A 17,312-nucleotide genomic window follows, 5' to 3' on the forward strand; every position below is an offset into this window, starting at 1 on the left:
GATTAAATGAAAAACTTGTTACCAACCTGGGTTCTGATAGAACTCGTGATACATGTTGACATCTCTGACTTTTAGGGGCAACCAATAGTGCTTGCTTGTAAATTTGCGTTCCAAGAGCATATTTTCTTTGAGATTGACAACACGGTTTTTGGAAGGATCTATCGTGTTGAATGTTCCGCTCCGGTCAAATGAAACTGATTTTTTTTGCGTATATGGAGCCTCAGTTAATAAAAGCCAACGCCGTAAATCGTTAAAACGGTGACCTTCGAATGCAAGTTCCACAGCACGTTCGCGACGTAGCTCGGGGAGCAGGGATGCTGCGGAGCTGAGAAATTTGCTGTCTACATGGCCCACACCGGCGCGGTTGCGTACGATATTGATGGCATCGACAGCTGTTTTACCGTAATTGTCGGCTTTGCCCGTGGCCGAATTGGAAGCCATCATGGCGGACTCGGCATACATCAGATAGACATCAGCAAGGCGCATGTAAGGGACGTAAATATGAAGATTGGTTCCGTAACTATAGGCTTGATCATATTTATTGGATGTTAAAGGGATAAATTTGCGTAAGACGTAGCCCGTCTGACTTCCTGTACGAATATCCCGATAGCTTCCGCCTGTGAATAGATTAGCGTAGCGGTTTTTTTCTTCTGATGCCGACATATTTCCCTGAATCACTTTTGTGCCATCAAAAATAATATCCTTGTAAAAACGTGGATCACGATCTTTCCAGGGATATTCGGCATTGTATCCCGACTCCGCATCGGACTGGGTAATGTCCTTGATCGGCAGGCCGTTTTTCATGCCATAGTAATCTACATAATTCGCTGTTGGGTTAAACTTGAGGTCGCCATCACCAACTTCCAGGGGAATATATTGCTTGCTTGTTCCCCAGTTAGATACCCATGCATCAATATAAGGCCCTCTAAAAATAGCTTCTGTGCTACCAGGCATGGCCCAGTTTTGTCCCGTTGTGTAAAAATTTAAATGGATATTGGCCATGGGAACAAGGGCATAGTTCGTCTGTCCACTCTCGACAAGGGATAGCAATTCGCCAAAAGCTTGAGCCGCTTTTTTGCAATAATCAGCATGATAGGTTTTACTCCCCGTGGACTGTAAATTCATCAACGGACTTCCAGCCCAAAGGTAGTTTTTGCCAAGATAGGCTAGCGCCATGATTTTATTGATGCGCAACTGGTTTTTCCCCAGTGTACGCTTCCCAGCGGTCGTATTGTCCCAGTCGATTGGTAGCAAGTTGGCTGCTTCCCTAAAATCAGCGGCCGCTAAATCAGCGCAAGCCTGATAGCTCAGTCTTGGTAACCGAAGCTTTTCGTCGCTAGGCAGTACATAATTAATATAAGGCATACCACCAAAATATTCCATCAGTCGGTGGTGAAACCAACCCCGGAAAAATAATAATTGGCCCTTTATCAGGTCCTTTTCTTCCTGTGTTGCTTCGGTCAGTTTGTCGATATTCTCTAAGCCAAGGCTTATTTTCCGCAGACCAAACCAGGAGGCGCTCCAAAGATCACGAAAGGCACGGTTGGCAAATACGTCATTGTTGTTGGTGGTGAAATCTCCTTGATCCATCCAGCCCGCACCCCAGCCGTCCGATTCTCGTTGCCAACCCCAGAAATTACCTTGGTCTATTTTGTTTACGAAATGAAAATTGTTCGCTGTGGAGGTTATTTCATCCTCACCCCAGTTCCAGGAATTAGTCCAGTAGTTGTTGCTGAAATTGACCACGCAGTTGTACAGCTCTTCGGTATAACCTTGGAAATTAACAAAGTTTTTAAATGCTTCTTTGGGTGATATATTGGACTGTTCCTCTTTGTCGAGATATTTATTGCATGACAGTAGTGATGTAGACGACCAGACCATGCTAGTTATTAGGATTACCTTGAAATACTTTTTCATCTTTCTAAATTGCTTTAAAATGTAATGTTTGCACCTAGATTAAATCGCTTTACCGTAGGATAAGCTCCTTGGGAAGCCCAACCTGTGCCCGCGTAATTGGATTCTCGGTCATCGGGCATTTTGGACCAGAAAACCAAGTTGTTGCCATTTAAGAAAAGGCGAAGATTTTGAAGACCCAGGCGTTTGATCATGCTGGATTCGCGATTAAAATTGTAGGCAATTTCAGCGGTTTTCAATCGGATGTATGAACCATCAAACATATATCTGTTACCAGAGGCATAACTACTTGATTGAGATAGCCAACGTGGTAGTGGTACATCGGCATTGCTGTTGTCTTTTGACCAATACGAACCTTCTTCATAGGCCAAGTTAAGCTGACCTGAAAAGCTATTAAACACAACTTGGCGGGTGACATTATTGACCGCATACCACTGGGTCATGACACTGAAATTTTTCCAGTCGAATCCAATCGTACAATTGTATGTGTTTTGTGGAACAGAGGGAAAGGCATAGGGAATATTGTCCTTGGTATCGATAATACCATCACCGTTATAATCCAGTATATGATAATTGCCGGGCAGCTTAGCAAGGTCATTGCTTTCATGCATGGTGCTGCCATAAAGTTCATCCCAAGTATTGTAATATCCGGAGCTAACATATGAATAGGTCTGATTCACCTGTTTATTGTCTGGTTTCTGATATTCGGGCAACAATTCAGGAGCATCGGCATTGATGACTTTGTCTTTGGCATGGGTAAAATTGATATCTGCCCATATTCTCCAATTGGTATTGAGTTGCTTATTGAACTTCAGTTCGACCTCATAACCTTTATTTTCTACCTCTCCAAGGTTGGCCGTTGGGGCCTCTACGCCAAAATATGATGGAATAGATCTTCCACCGCCGGTAATAAGCACATTCGTCCTATGATCCTTAAAGAAGTCGACCTTTCCAGAAATCTGTCCGTTGAATAGGCCAAAATCCACACCGAAATTTAACTTTTTAACTTTTTCCCAGCGGATATTTGGGTTTCCAAGCACATTTTCTTTATACCAGACGTATGGGCTGGTATTTCCATCGGAGTAGGAAAATCGCCCATCAACACCCATCCCTGAAGTACCTCCGTAGGCCCATTGTGTTAAATAAAGAAATTGCCCGCCACCGCTATCGTCGCCAATATCACCGTAGGAAGCACGTAGTTTTAACATGTTGACAAGTGAAAGAGGTTTCATAAAACTTTCTTCCGAAACTAACCAGCCAATACCTCCTGAATTAAAAAAGGCAAATCTGTTTTCGGGTGCGAATTTCTCTGACCCCGTATAGGCACCGTTATATTCGAGCATATACTTATTCTTGTAATTATACGTTGTACGGAATACCCAGTCTTCCCGATAGGAGGGGATTGTGCTACCTCTTCCATATTGATTGCGGTTGACCAATCCCATCGCCGAAATATTGTGGTTTTTAGCTATTGTAGTTGCGTAATTTAATTGCAATTGATAAAATAATCTCCTGTACGTGAGTGCGTTGTTTACTGTTCCGGCTTCTGTCGTCCAATCAATGCCTTCGGCAAAATCGAATCTATTGGTTCCATCGAAAGGAATTTGGTAGGTTGGAAGTCCAGTTTTGGGGTCTATCCACTTGCTTTGGGTGTTATTGTTGGCGTCATTGATACCACGTCTGCCTTCAACAAATGTATTATCCAGCGAGATTGTCCCGCGCAGATTAAGACCTTTTGTCAAAAATTTGAGGTCTTGCTCGAGTGTAAAATCTGTTGTAATGCGGCTCGTGGTAATGTACTCGGTTCCACTGATGGCCAGTACACGGGCCGAGTTTATTCCAGCATTTGGGTTTGGTGCATTGAACCCCCAGGTGCCATCTGAATAACGTGGATAGATAACATCCGGTGCTACGGTGTAGGCTGCAATCCAATAGGAATAATCGTTGCCACCACCAAATGGGCTTTTTCGGACACCACGTGAACCCGCGAGATTTGTTGAGAATTTGGTTGTTGGCGTAAGTTGGAAATCCAAATTCGAACGCACATTGAGACGATTAAACCCGTAACCGGCTTTATAGCCTCTGGCGTTTTCAAACTGACGAAATAGATCTCCTTCATACAGATAATCTGCATTGGCAAAGTATTTGACAAATGGTGTTCCGCCGGCAATATTGATACTGCTGTTTTGTGAAAATGCTTGGCTTCTAAAGAGTTCTTTTGCCCAGTCGGTATTAACATAACGCTCACGTTCGGTTTGGTCGGCCGGGAAACGGTATTTATTGATAATATCTTGTGGCGAATAATCAGCCCAACTTGCGGGGTTTATACCCAACTCATACTCAATCACTCTATTGCGAAGCATAAGAGCGTCGTAGGAATCCATTTTACCTGGGAGCTGCGAAACGGTCTTAACGACATTATTAACAGTACCACGTATCAACATGTGGCCTTCTTTACCACGTTTGGTGGTGATGAGGATAACACCATTGGCTCCTCTCACACCATATACAGCTGTTGCTGATGCATCTTTGAGTACCGATATGGTTTCAATGGAACTGATATCGACCGCCGATAGTGGTCTCTCGACCCCATCGACCATGACTAATGGATCCGTATTATTCCATGTACTACGACCCCGGATGACAATACGAGGGTCTTCTTCTCCGGGCATGCCCGTACTGGCTGTCGTGATTACCCCAGGAACATTGCCTGTTAAGGCTGCGCCCACACTGGAGACGCCACCTGCACGCTCCAGAATTTTTCCTGAAGTCTGGGCAATCGCACCTACGACAGTCTCTTTTTTCTGACGGCCGTACCCTACAACGATGGTTTCTTCTATTTCAATAGATTTGTCGGTTAATTGGACTTCTATCGTAATTTTCTGAGCAACATCAACCTCGACCTGATTATAGCCTAGTTTGGAAATGGTCAGTAAACTTTTACCTTCAGGTACTTGAAGGGTGAAACTTCCGTTTTCATCACTGGCCGTAGCCAAAGATGTACCCTTTATTTTGATCGAAGCACCGCTTATTCGCTTGTGGTTGCTATCAACGATGCTGCCTTTTATTTGCCTTTTGGCCTGAGCATGTAGCGTTGACTGTCCAAAACAGATTAGGAACAGCAGTAAGGTGAATGGCCTAGCTATACCCCATAGCTTTTTCCAATGCCTTACTAATGTGATTGGAAATGTAATCATCATAGCATTTGTGGATTAATAAATAGGTTTAAGAATTCTTGGTTAAATTTTCTTTAATTGGCTAGATACGATTGTACCTGTATTCCCTTTGTTCATTTTGATTAAATGAATCGCCAGTCATGGATCATCTAGTGTTGTCATGTTTTGCAATAATAATTGGTTAAATTTTTGATCGTAAAAGCATCGCAACCGGTTGCACGATTAAGATGTAGTTCCTCCACGAATGGAGATGCCTTTCAAAGCAGTTTATAATTGTAAACCAAAACTAGCCAATGCGTGGCTGTAATGATAGCAAGAATGTTTAAATGAAGGATAAGAATGTCAAATACCGCCGAATATAGGGTATAAATTATGTCGATATTGGTTTGGTCAGGATTAATTTAATAAATTAGTTGGCTGTTCACAGTGCTGTTTTAAATAGCGAAGATTACACCTGAATATATGATACGGATTTCACTGATATTAACCTGGACGATGTTGACTTTTTTTTCTTACGGGCAAAATGAGCCTGTCACGTTCCAACGTTACTCCTCGAAAGATGGGCTTTCCTCCAATACGATTTATAGCATTTATCGAGATAGCTACGGCTTTCTTTGGCTGGGAACGGAAGATGGACTTAATCGATTTGATGGCCGCCATTACAATGTCTATCGTTATGATGCCAACCAAGAGAATAGTTTGATGGCAAATCATATTTCGGCACTTTGCGAAGATAAAAAGGGGCGGATATGGATTGGCACAAATGGGGGAGGACTAAGCTACTACGACCGGGAAACTGACCGTATTCGTTCATATAATCTTACTCCGGATGGCAAATGGCTCAGTACAGCAATTAATGCAATTGATAAAGATGCTGATGGAAATATTTGGATCGCTTCTTATGGCGCGCTAGATATTCTCGATGTCAACGATCTGCGCAAAAAAACGGACCCCAAATATAGACATATCATTGAGACTTTTGCCGGTAAAGTGACGAGTTGCGTATTTCGCGACAGGCAAAACAACATGTGGGTTTCTTCGGAGAAGAACGTTTTTCGAATTTCAAATGACTTAAAGACAATAAAACGTTTTGAAGTGCTGTCCGAACAGGAGGGCTATGGAAATGGAATAGAAGTGACTTCTATCGTAGAGGATGATAAAGGCCGGATCTGGATAGGTTCAATGCTTGGACTTAAATACCTCAATAGCGGTGAGGCATATTTCAATAAGTTTATAGCAAAGCAGGGTAAAGGAAACCTGAGTAGTCCGCGAATTTATTCTTTATGCTTTAACCATCAGCAATGTCTATGGGTTGGAACCGATAACGGACTCGATGTGCTCAACACCGGGGATTTAACCATTCGGACTTTTAAACCCGATCCAAGTAATGTACATAGCTTGTCACATAAGTCTATACGATCTATTTTTGCAGATAACAGTGGTATTTACTGGATCGGTACTTTTCAAGGAGGGCTGAATAAGTACGACACGAATTTAAGTCAATTTAGGTTAAAAAGTTTGGACTTCTTAGAAGGAATGACAGGTGATCCTGCCATAGTAACTTCTTTTGCTGCTTATCAAAATAAGATTTTTCTGGGCGTTGATGGTGGTGGTGTCTGGCAATACGATAAGGAGGCAGATAAATTGTCTTCGGTTAACTTATCTACCAACCTGCCTTCGGATCTAACCGTTTTGGCCTTGGAGAGAAAGGCTGAACAACTTTGGATTGGCACTTATCAGCAAGGGCTACTTTGTTATGATCTCCTTACGGGAAATTTAAAAAGATATGTTGCGGGAAATAAGGAGGACAATTTAAATAACAACGATATATTTTGTTTAAAAACTGATTTTCAAGGAAATATTTGGGTAGGAACCAATGGTGGTGGTATTAATATTATCCAAAAAGGGACTGGTATTGTAAAGAAATATAGACGGAATGAGGCGGGAGTAGATGGGATCCAGCTGCCAGGAAATTTTATACGGGCTCTGGAAGAGGATCACACAAAGACGATGTGGATAGGTACTTATGGTTCGGGGCTCGTCAGGTATAATCCCCGGACGAAAGGTACTATGGTTTTTGATAAAGCAAACAATAAACTACCTAGCAATTATATACTGGCCATTCATAGTGATAAAAATGGAAATTTATGGGTTGGAACCAATGGCAATGGAGTAGGAATTCTTCGAAAAGGAACAACACAATTTGAGACCCTTTCTGAGAAAGATGGTTTGGCTAATGGTGCCATACAAAGTATTGTGGAGGACGATAAAGGACGGATGTGGTTTTCAACCAATAAGGGGTTGAGCTGCTATTCTCCATCGGAAGACAAATTTAAGAACTATTCGACAGCGGTAGGATTACAGGAGGGGGCTTTTATGCTAGGCGCATCTCTAAAAACTAGCGATGGGGAAATATATTTTGGAGGACAGAAAGGTTTCAATCATTTTAATCCAGCACACCTAAAAACAAATGGTAACCCTGCTAAAGTAGTTCTGACCGACCTAAAAATTGACAATGTTATCATTCAACCGGCAGAGAAAGGACCGATACAGCAGTCCTTGTTGACAGCGGATCGTATTCATTTAAAGTATAAACAAAATTTCTCAATTTCTTTTGCAGCATTAAATCTTACGGTGCCAGAAGATAACCAATATGAGTATCGGCTTGTCGGTTTTGATAAAGACTGGATTAGGAACGGAAAAGAGAATAGTGCTTATTATACAAATTTAGATCCCGGAGATTACACCTTTCAGGTACGTGCGAGTAATAATGATGGAATTTGGGACAAGGAAATCAAATCTATTATCATACGTGTTGCTCCTCCATTTTGGCGAACGATCTATGCTTATATATTTTACGTCATTGCAGTTGCTGGAGGATTGTTCTGGATCAGACATCGCGGGATCCAAAAGTTAAAACAAAAATTTGCACTGGAGCAGGAACGTATCCAAGCTAAGCAGTTTATCGAGCAACAAAAAAGGGATGCGGAAGCGAAGCATCAATTAGATGCGATGAAAATCCGGTTCTTAACAAATTTAAGCCATGAATTCCGTACGCCAATTTCATTGATTATGGGACCTATTGATACCTTAGTAGCAAAAAATAAAGATAGTAAATTGGGAGATCAGCTGAATTTAATCAGGCGCAACGCACGAAGGCTGTTAAATTTGGTCAACCAATTGCTTGACTTTAGGAAGATGGAATACCATGAATTGAAGTTGCAGGATGAAGATGGCGAATTGGTTTCATTTGTGGAGGAAGTCTATCGGTCATTTCAGGATATGGCCTTGCAAAAGGGGATCGACTATTCTTTTTTACCTTGCCAGGAAAAATTATATTGCCGTTTCGACCGTAATAAAATCGAGCGTATTCTATTTAATCTAATCTATAATGCCTTTAAATTTACAAAAAAAGATGGGGATATAGCGGTGAGTATAACATCCGTCAGCATGATGGACAAGAAGCTACATGTGCGCTTTGAAGTAAGGGATACGGGAGTTGGAATTCCTGAACAATTGCAAAAATCCATATTCGAAAGCTTTTTCCAATACGACAACGATGGTAAGGTTGCTAGCCAAGGTTCTGGCATCGGATTGTCGATTGCACAGTCATTTGTTGAGATGTATAATGGCGAGATTTCAGTCGCTAGCCAACCGGAAAGGGGCAGTGTTTTTAAATTTGATCTGTGGTTGGATCCGGCGGAATCAGATCATGATATGTTGCCTGAGCAGGAAATAATAACTTCCGATCAATCGTTGGAGCCTAGGCAGACCCCACTTGTCCTTATTATAGAAGACGACGAAGATTTTAGGTATTATCTTAAGGAATCCTTAAAAGAATACTATCAGATCATCGAGGCCACTAATGGAAAAGATGGTTGGCAAAAGGCACTTTTTCATCATCCCGATCTTGTCGTGAGCGATGTACAGATGCCATACCTCAATGGTATGGAATTTTCACAGAAGCTTGCGCAGGATAAACGGACCAAGCACATCCCCGTCGTATTACTGACCGCTTCCCAAGTGGATAATGGACTTGTTTGCGGATTGGAATCTGGTGCTGTGGGCTACCTGACCAAACCTTTTGATATGCATGTATTGGTAGCAAAAATCAATAGTTTACTTCATTTGAATCAAGCGTTTAAGGAAGTTTATAGCAAGCAGGTATCTATCGTAGCCCCTGAATTGACCGTTGTATCCGAAAAGGACAAATTTTTACAGAAAGTATTGAACTATGTGCACGATAATATTGATAACCCACAATTATCGGTCGAAGCATTAAGTGCGCATACCTCGATGAGTAGGGCTTCTTTGTACAATAAATTGCTGGAACTTACCGGAATGTCACCTGTAGATTTCATCCGGTCTGTCAAATTGGAAAAGGCTGCTAGCTTATTGGAAAAAAGTGATAAGTCTATCTCTGAGATAGCCTACGAAACGGGGTTCGCAAATCCAAATTATTTTACAAAGGTATTCAAAGCAAAATATCAGATGACACCTAGTGAATATATTCAGGCCCAAAAAAGTATTTCAGTGTAGTGCGGGCTATAATAAGTGTTGTTTAAAAAGGTAGTTTTAGCTACTATTTTTCGGAAGGGTGATCTGTTTTATACATTTTTACCCTTCTTTTTTTTATTTGTTGCAATGCTATCCTATTGAAAATTATAGTTTTGCCTTATAACCAATCGCTGGGGATCCGGCGAGTACTAAACTAATCAAAAAAAATATGAAGTTTTTTATCGATACAGCAAATCTCAGTGAGATTCGTTTGGCTCAAAATTTAGGCGTATTGGATGGTGTAACCACCAATCCTTCATTGATGGCCAAAGAGGGAGTCACAGGAACGGAAAATATTAATGCGCATTACAAAGCAATCTGTGCGATTGTCGATGGAGATGTGAGTGCGGAAGTAATTTCAACCGATTATAGCTCCATGATTGAGGAGGGTTTGCTATTGACGGGCTTAGATAGCAAAATTGTTGTTAAGGTACCGATGACTGAGGATGGTATTAAAGCAATCAAATATTTTAGTACACATCAGATTAAAACGAATTGTACCTTGGTCTTTTCTGCTGGACAGGCACTTTTGGCAGCGAAGGCTGGCGCGACTTATGTATCGCCTTTTGTCGGAAGGCTTGATGACATATCTGTTGATGGATTGGCGCTGATTCGTGAAATACGCACGATCTATGATAATTATGCTTTTCCAACGCAGATTTTGGCCGCTTCAGTACGTCATAGTGCCCACATCTTAGGTTGTGCCAAAATCGGAGCAGATGTAATAACTGCGCCACTACAGTCCATATTTTCGTTATTGAAACATCCGCTGACCGAAAGTGGGCTTGCTCAATTTTTAGCTGATCATAAACGCGTTGCTGCACAAAGTAATAATTGAGATGGTAATGACTAAAAAAAGTATACACAATTTAGAGGCTATTGTTCAACAGGTTCGAAGAGATATCGTCCGTATGGTTCATGCATGTCAATCTGGACATCCCGGTGGGTCATTGGGCTGTACAGAATTGCTGGTCTGCTTATATTTCGAATTGATGCAGCGAAAGGAACAATTTGACCCCAATGGCGTTGGAGAGGATCTATTTTTCCTTTCCAACGGACATATATCGCCCGTGTTTTACAGTGTGCTGGCGCGCGCTGGGTATTTTCCCATAGATGAGCTTGCAACATTTAGAAAGCTCAATTCACGCTTGCAGGGGCACCCAACAACCCATGAAGGATTGCCGGGCATACGTGTTGCATCGGGCTCACTAGGGCAAGGTCTTTCGGTAGCGATCGGTGCTGCTCAAGCAAAAAAGTTAAATAAAGACAATCGGTTGGTATATGTGCTCATGGGAGATGGCGAGCTGCAAGAGGGGCAAATCTGGGAAGCGGCCATGTACGCGGCACATAATAAAATGGACAATCTGATTGCTATTGTGGATTATAATGGAGCTCAGATCGATGGCGCCACCAACGATGTACTTTCATTAGGCGATTTACCGGGGAAATGGATGGCATTTGGTTGGAAGGTCATAGAGGTTAGACGCGGAAACGATATCGGTTCCGTTATCGCTGGTCTGAGAAAGGCTCAGGATTCTACCGCAAAACGAGTTCCCGTGATGGTATTGTTGCACACCGAAATGGGGAATGGTGTCGACTTTATGATGGGGTCGCACAAATGGCATGGTGTAGCCCCAAATGACGAGCAATTGACATCCGCGTTAAATCAGAATGCAGAAACTTTGGGAGATTATATTGCCTAAGAAATCATAAAATTTCCAAATTGATTAACATGAAAAAATATACATATACAGAATCGAAAGATACACGTTCTGGTTTTGGCGCTGGGTTAGTAGAAGCGGCAAAACAAGATGAAAATGTGGTTGCTCTCTGTGCAGATCTGATCGGTTCACTTAAGATGAATGAATTTATCAAAGCTTTTCCGGATCGTTTTTTTCAGATTGGTATTGCCGAAGCAAATATGATGGGGATTGCCGCTGGGCTGACCATTGGTGGTAAGATACCTTTTACAGGAACATTTGCTAATTTTTCGACGGGAAGGGTCTACGATCAGATTCGCCAATCTATCGCTTATTCGGATAAAAATGTAAAGATCGCGGCTTCCCACGCTGGCCTTACTTTGGGTGAAGATGGTGCGACTCATCAGATCTTAGAAGATATCGGCTTGATGAAAATGCTTCCGGGGATGACAGTTATCAACCCCTGTGACTATAATCAGACCAAGGCGGCAACAATTGCGGTAGCCAGACATAAAGGGCCTGTTTATCTGCGTTTTGGACGTCCCGTTGTTCCTGTTTTTACACCTGATGATCAAGATTTTGTTATTGGAAAGGCAGTTATGCTCAATCCTGGGACTGCGGTTACCATCCTTGCGACAGGACATTTAGTTTGGGAGGCAATCCAAGCAGGTGAGGAATTGGAGGGGATGGGAGTTGATGCTGAAATCATCAATATACATACCATCAAACCTCTTGATGAGGAAGCTATACTGGGATCGATCGCAAAAACGGGTTGCGTGGTGACAGCCGAAGAACATAACCGTATTGGTGGGCTTGGCGACAGTGTCGCGCAGCTATTGACCAAACAAATGCCTGTACCTCAAGAATACGTTGCCGTGAACGATAGTTTTGGTGAATCGGGAACACCGAGTGAACTCATGCACAAATATGGGTTAAATGCCGATGCCATTGTGGCCGCTGTACTTCGAGTACTAAAAAGAAAACAAATCAAATTGTAAAACAATGGGGGCATCCCATATTTTGACTACTAATCAACCAATTGTAAAAATGAGAAAGATTATTTGCACAGCATTATGTGTTATGTCGCTCAACCTCTTGTTGCATGCACAAGAGGTTGCACCAAAGGGATTTGACGTTGAAAGGAAACTGGTATCGACTGGAAAGATAGATTCTATTATTTATCCGTCAAAAACGGTAGGGGTATCCAGAAAAGCGCTGATATATACACCGCCAGGGTATAATCCTAACAAGAAATATCCTGTTCTATACCTATTACATGGAATCGGAGGTGATGAACGCGAATGGGTGAGGCATGGAAATCCACAGATTATTTTTGACAACCTATATGCCGAAGGAAAAATGAAACCCATGCTGGTGGTCATGCCCAATGGTCGTGCCATGAAAGATGACCGCGCCGGAGGGGATGTTATGGCGCCGGATCGGGTAGCTGCTTTCTCGACTTTCGAAAAAGATCTGCTGGACGACCTGATTCCCTTTATTGAAAAACAATTTCCAGTTGTCAGAGACCGCGAGCATCGCGCAATTTTTGGACTATCCATGGGTGGCGGACAAGCATTGAATTTTGGACTTGGGCATATGGATACATTTGCTTGGGTAGGTGGATTTTCTTCTGCTCCCAATACCAAGATGCCGCAGGAATTATTACCCTTTCCAAAGGAAGCTAAAAACAAGCTAAAATTGTTGTGGATTTCCTGTGGTGATCAAGATGGCCTGCTCAATATTAGCAAAAGAACACATGAATATCTTTTAGATCATGAAGTGCCCCATATCTACTATTTGGAACCAGGACGGCATGATTTCAATGTGTGGAGAAATGATCTTTATAATATTTCCCAATTGCTATTTAAGGAGAAGAAGTAGGGAAGTAAATAATTTTTAAACAATATCAAAATAGATAATGGAAAATGCCATTGTGAAGTGTGTAAGTGTATTGTTGACCATTTTATTGATGAATACGACAGTATTGTTTGCTCAAAAGAGATCCGAGCTGATCATGTGGTATGACCAGCCTGCAGATTCCATGATCTGGGAACAGGCTTTGCCACTCGGAAATGGAAGAATGGGAGCCATGATTTATGGAATTCCAGCCCACGAGAAAATACAGCTCAACGAAGAGACGATATGGGCTGGAGGGCCTTATCGCAATGATAATAAGAAGAGTGGAGCTGCTTTAAAAACAATTCAGAACGATATTTTCGCTGGTAGATTAGCTGCGGCTGATAAACTTGCAAACGAAACTTTTTTCACAAAAACACATGGCATGCCTTATCAAACTGCGGGAAACATCTTACTGAGATTTCCGGGCCATGAACAATATCAGGACTATTATCGTGCTCTTGATCTTGAGCGTGCTATCTCCTTAACGCAATATACCGTAAATGGAATTACTTTCACGCGCGAAATTTTTGCCTCCTTTGCCGATGATGTGATTGTAATGCAAATCACATCGAGTAAAAAAGGGGGGATAAACTGTGAATTGAGCTATGAAAATGAGTCGCGACATCGCGTTTTCAAAAGTGCACGCTCATTAGCCCTGGAGGGAAAGGGAAGTGACCATGAGGGGATCTCGGGACAAATTGTCTATCAAACGCACACAGCCGTTCAAAATACAGATGGGGTAGTCGATATTTCAGATACTAAAATTGAGGTGAAGGGAGCTAGTAGAATTCGGATATATGTATCAGTTGCGACCAATTTTAAACATTATAATCTTTTGGGGGCTGATCCTTTTGCCAGAGCTGCTGATCGGTTGCAAAGTGCAATGTCCCATAGTTATGAACTTGCATTGAAACATCATAAAGAGATCTATGCAAGGCAGTTTCAGCGCTTCAAGCTACAACTGGGTGAAGAGAGGCATGCAGAGAGCCAGCCGGTACCGACCCGTATAGCTAACTTTACACAAACACAAGACCCTAAACTTGTAGCTCTGCTGGTCCAATTCGGACGTTATTTGCTGATTTGTTCGTCACAACCCGGGGGACAGCCCGCCAACCTACAAGGAATATGGAATAGGTCTAGGTCACCGGCGTGGGACAGTAAATATACCATCAATATAAATACCGAGATGAACTATTGGCCTGCGGATGTGACCAACCTCTCGCATACGCTGCAACCTCTATTTGAGATGATCAAGGAGCTTAGTGAAAGCGGAAAAGAGACTGCTCAAACGATGTACAATGCCCGAGGTTGGGTTGCTCATCACAATACGGATATATGGCGCGTAACGAGCCCAATTGATTTCGCAGCGGCTGGAATGTGGCCCAGTGGTGGATTATGGCTATCTCAGCATCTTTGGGAACATTACCTGTTTAGCGGAGACAAAGTATTTTTAAAGCAAGTTTATCCCATTATGAAAGGGGCCAGTGAGTTTCTACTTTCGGCACTTATACGACATCCGGGGTATCCCTACAAAGACTGGAGGGTACTTTGCCCTTCTATATCTCCGGAACAGGGGCCTTTGTCTGCAGGTGTGACAATGGACAATCAGCTCTGCTTTGACATGTTGACCCGTACGGCTAAGGCGGCAGAAATCCTGGGTGTAGACAACCATTTCAGAGATAGTCTGTTGGTAACGGTAAAACGTATTCCACCCATGCAAATCGGCAAATATAGCCAATTGCAGGAGTGGCTAGAGGACCTGGATGATCCCCAGAATCAGCATAGGCACGTGTCGCATTTATATGGCTTATTTCCCAGTAATCAGATTTCGCCTGTTCGTACCCCCGAATTGTTTGAAGCAGCGCGCAACTCATTAATGTACCGCGGTGATTTTGCAACGGGGTGGTCTATTGGTTGGAAAATCAATTTATGGGCACGGCTATTGGATGGAAATCACGCCTACGAAATCATAAAAAAGATGTTGACAATATCTGATCAAAATCATCCTGATGGAAGAACCTATCCGAATATGTTTACTGCTCATCCTCCCTTCCAGATCGACGGCAATTTTGGATTGACAGCAGGTGTAGCGGAAATGTTGGTTCAAAGTCATGACGGCGCTATACATCTGTTACCGGCTATTCCAGATCGCTGGAAACAAGGCACGGTAAAGGGGATTAAGGCACGAGGTGGTTTTGAAATTGAACTCTATTGGGAAAATGGACATATAAAAAAGGTTATTGTGTCTTCATCACTTGGTGGAAACTTGCGATTAAGAACAGCATCAGCACTGCGAGGAAAGGGTTTGCAAAAGGTTAATAAAGTACAGCCTAACCCTTTGTTAGTTCCAGCAACAACGCCCGCAGCCATGATTTCGCCGGACGCAAATTTGAAAGGAAACAAGTTGCAGGGCTATTATGAATATGACGTGCCCACTGCGCCTGGAGGAAAGTATACTTTTACTGGTCTATGGAATTAACCCTATTATTTAACCTGATCAACAACTTAACAATGAAAATTATCGTGCTTGCTCTATCTTTTTTTGCCCTGTTTACAATCGCTTCAGCGCAACAGGCGAAAAACCCGATCATTTTTGCTGATGTACCTGATATGTCGATGATACGTGTTGGCGATACCTATTACATGAGTAGTACAACCATGCATATGAATCCCGGACTTCCGATTATGAAATCCAAAGATCTAGTTAATTGGAAATTGGTAAATTATGCGTATAACATTTTGGGAGATACCGAGGAACTAAATCTGTCGCAGCATAAAAATGCATATGGACATGGCTCGTGGGCAAGCAGCTTGCGTTTCCATGATGGTAAATACTATGTCAGTACATTTTCCGCAAATACAGGAAAAACGCATATCTACACAACAAGAGATATAGAAAATGGTCCATGGGAAGCAAAAGAATTTATGCCAATGCTGCACGATCACAGCTTATTCTTTGAGCATGGAAAGACCTATATATTGTGGGGCGGGGGGCGTTTGCATATGGCCGAATTGGCACCAGATTTTTCAGGTATAAAACCCGGGACGGAGCGGATACTTATCCAAGATGCTTCTTTGCCAAGCTTGCCGAAAAACGGAAAAATGGGCTTGCCTGCCGAAGGTTCACAAATGTTCAAGATAAATGGTATGTATTATCTTTTTAATATTTCTTGGCCAGCAGGGGGAATGCGTACGGTTATCGTGCATCGTGCTGCCCGACTTGAAGGACCTTACGAAGGCAGGATGGTCCTACAGGATCAGGGGGTAGCACAAGGTGGCTTGATTGATATGCCGAACGGGCAGTGGTATGCTTATCTTTTCCAAGATCATGGCGCAGTTGGTCGAATTCCATTTTTAGTGCCTGTCGACTGGGAAAACGGATGGCCTGTACTAGGTGTTCAGGGGAAAGTACCAGTTGAATTAAACCTTTCAGCTAATCAGTCTCTTATACCGGGTATTGTCAATTCAGATGATTTTAACAGAAAAAAAGGCCAGTCAGACTTGCCTTTGGTATGGCAATGGAATCATAATCCGGATCCTAAACTATGGTCGGTAACTGAGCGCAAGGGCTTCTTGCGATTGAAGACCGGGGAACTTACTGATGATTTTTTACGAGCCAAAAACACGTTGACGCAACGAACTATTGGACCTTTATGCAGTGGTTCCATTGCTATGGATATATCACAGATGAAAGATGGTGATTTCGCTGGCTTGTCCCTGTTGCAGAAGAACTATGGTCTTCTAGGGGTCCTTATGGAGGGAAACAACAAATCACTGGTAATGGTCAATGCTACGACAGGAATTCCGGAAGAAGTAGCCAAGATCAGCTTGCAGGAGCAACGTATATTTCTGAAAGCGAGCTGTGATTTTACCAATAAAAGAGACATTGCCGAGTTCTTTTACAGTACGGATGGACAGCATTGGACGGCCATAGGCAGTCCATTGAAAATGAGCTATACGATACCTCATTTTATGGGGTATAGGTTTGGAATTTTTAACTATGCCAGTAAGGCAGCTGGTGGCTATGTTGATATTGATTATTTTCAAATTACGCCAAATTAAAACG

General features: G+C 42.5%; 9 protein-coding genes. 7 read left to right on the top strand and 2 right to left on the bottom strand.

Annotation, left to right across the window (positions count from 1 at the left end):
- Nucleotides 1-18 precede the first annotated feature (18 nt).
- Complete coding sequence (locus DCO56_RS11245; protein ID WP_108633881.1) at nt 19-1,917, bottom strand: RagB/SusD family nutrient uptake outer membrane protein; 1,899 nt, start codon at nt 1,915-1,917, stop codon at nt 19-21.
- Between the two features lie 14 nt (nt 1,918-1,931).
- Complete coding sequence (locus DCO56_RS11250; RefSeq protein WP_245935824.1) at nt 1,932-5,114, bottom strand: SusC/RagA family TonB-linked outer membrane protein; 3,183 nt, start codon at nt 5,112-5,114, stop codon at nt 1,932-1,934.
- Between the two features lie 438 nt (nt 5,115-5,552).
- On the opposite strand from DCO56_RS11250, the gene DCO56_RS11255 reads away from it, so the two are divergent.
- The 7 genes from DCO56_RS11255 (at nt 5,553) to DCO56_RS11285 (ending at nt 17,308) form a co-directional block, all read left to right on the top strand.
- The gene (locus tag DCO56_RS11255; protein ID WP_108633882.1) at nt 5,553-9,629 is read left to right on the top strand and encodes a hybrid sensor histidine kinase/response regulator transcription factor; all 4,077 of its coding nucleotides are present in this window, start codon (nt 5,553-5,555) and stop codon (nt 9,627-9,629) included.
- Nucleotides 9,630-9,816: 187 nt separating this feature from the next.
- Entirely contained in the window at nt 9,817-10,485 is a 669-nt protein-coding gene (gene fsa / locus DCO56_RS11260) for a fructose-6-phosphate aldolase (RefSeq protein WP_108633883.1), read from the top strand.
- Between the two features lie 7 nt (nt 10,486-10,492).
- On the top strand, nt 10,493-11,350 hold the full coding sequence (locus tag DCO56_RS11265) for a transketolase (protein ID WP_108634520.1): 858 nt from the start codon (nt 10,493-10,495) through the stop codon (nt 11,348-11,350).
- 29 nt (nt 11,351-11,379) lie between these two features.
- A complete protein-coding gene (locus tag DCO56_RS11270) occupies nt 11,380-12,345 on the top strand; it encodes a transketolase family protein (protein WP_108633884.1) in 966 nt (321 codons plus the stop codon).
- A gap of 49 nt (nt 12,346-12,394) precedes the next feature.
- Nucleotides 12,395-13,228, top strand: a complete 834-nt coding sequence (locus DCO56_RS11275; RefSeq protein ID WP_108633885.1) for an alpha/beta hydrolase — start codon at nt 12,395-12,397, stop codon at nt 13,226-13,228.
- 37 nt (nt 13,229-13,265) lie between these two features.
- The gene (locus DCO56_RS11280; protein ID WP_108633886.1) at nt 13,266-15,725 is read left to right on the top strand and encodes a glycoside hydrolase family 95 protein; all 2,460 of its coding nucleotides are present in this window, start codon (nt 13,266-13,268) and stop codon (nt 15,723-15,725) included.
- Nucleotides 15,716-17,308: a glycoside hydrolase family 43 protein gene (locus DCO56_RS11285; RefSeq protein ID WP_245935825.1), complete on the top strand. Its 1,593-nt coding sequence runs from the start codon at nt 15,716-15,718 to the stop codon at nt 17,306-17,308. Before DCO56_RS11280 ends, DCO56_RS11285 begins: the two co-directional genes overlap by 10 nt.
- The last annotated feature ends 4 nt before the right edge of the window (nt 17,309-17,312 follow it).

It is taken from the genome of Sphingobacterium athyrii (assembly GCF_003071065.1).
GTDB classification, from domain to species: domain Bacteria; phylum Bacteroidota; class Bacteroidia; order Sphingobacteriales; family Sphingobacteriaceae; genus Sphingobacterium; species Sphingobacterium athyrii.

What these genes read in the sequence shown, in the direction of transcription:
- DCO56_RS11265 (WP_108634520.1), top strand. Translation starts at nt 10,493, where the DNA reads ATGACTAAAAAAAGTATACACAATTTAGAGGCTATTGTTCAACAGGTT.
- DCO56_RS11245 (WP_108633881.1), bottom strand. Translation starts at nt 1,917, where the DNA reads ATGAAAAAGTATTTCAAGGTAATCCTAATAACTAGCATGGTCTGGTCG.
- fsa (WP_108633883.1), top strand. Translation starts at nt 9,817, where the DNA reads ATGAAGTTTTTTATCGATACAGCAAATCTCAGTGAGATTCGTTTGGCT.
- DCO56_RS11255 (WP_108633882.1), top strand. Translation starts at nt 5,553, where the DNA reads ATGATACGGATTTCACTGATATTAACCTGGACGATGTTGACTTTTTTT.
- DCO56_RS11280 (WP_108633886.1), top strand. Translation starts at nt 13,266, where the DNA reads ATGGAAAATGCCATTGTGAAGTGTGTAAGTGTATTGTTGACCATTTTA.
- DCO56_RS11270 (WP_108633884.1), top strand. Translation starts at nt 11,380, where the DNA reads ATGAAAAAATATACATATACAGAATCGAAAGATACACGTTCTGGTTTT.
- DCO56_RS11285 (WP_245935825.1), top strand. Translation starts at nt 15,716, where the DNA reads ATGGAATTAACCCTATTATTTAACCTGATCAACAACTTAACAATGAAA.
- DCO56_RS11250 (WP_245935824.1), bottom strand. Translation starts at nt 5,114, where the DNA reads ATGATGATTACATTTCCAATCACATTAGTAAGGCATTGGAAAAAGCTA.
- DCO56_RS11275 (WP_108633885.1), top strand. Translation starts at nt 12,395, where the DNA reads ATGAGAAAGATTATTTGCACAGCATTATGTGTTATGTCGCTCAACCTC.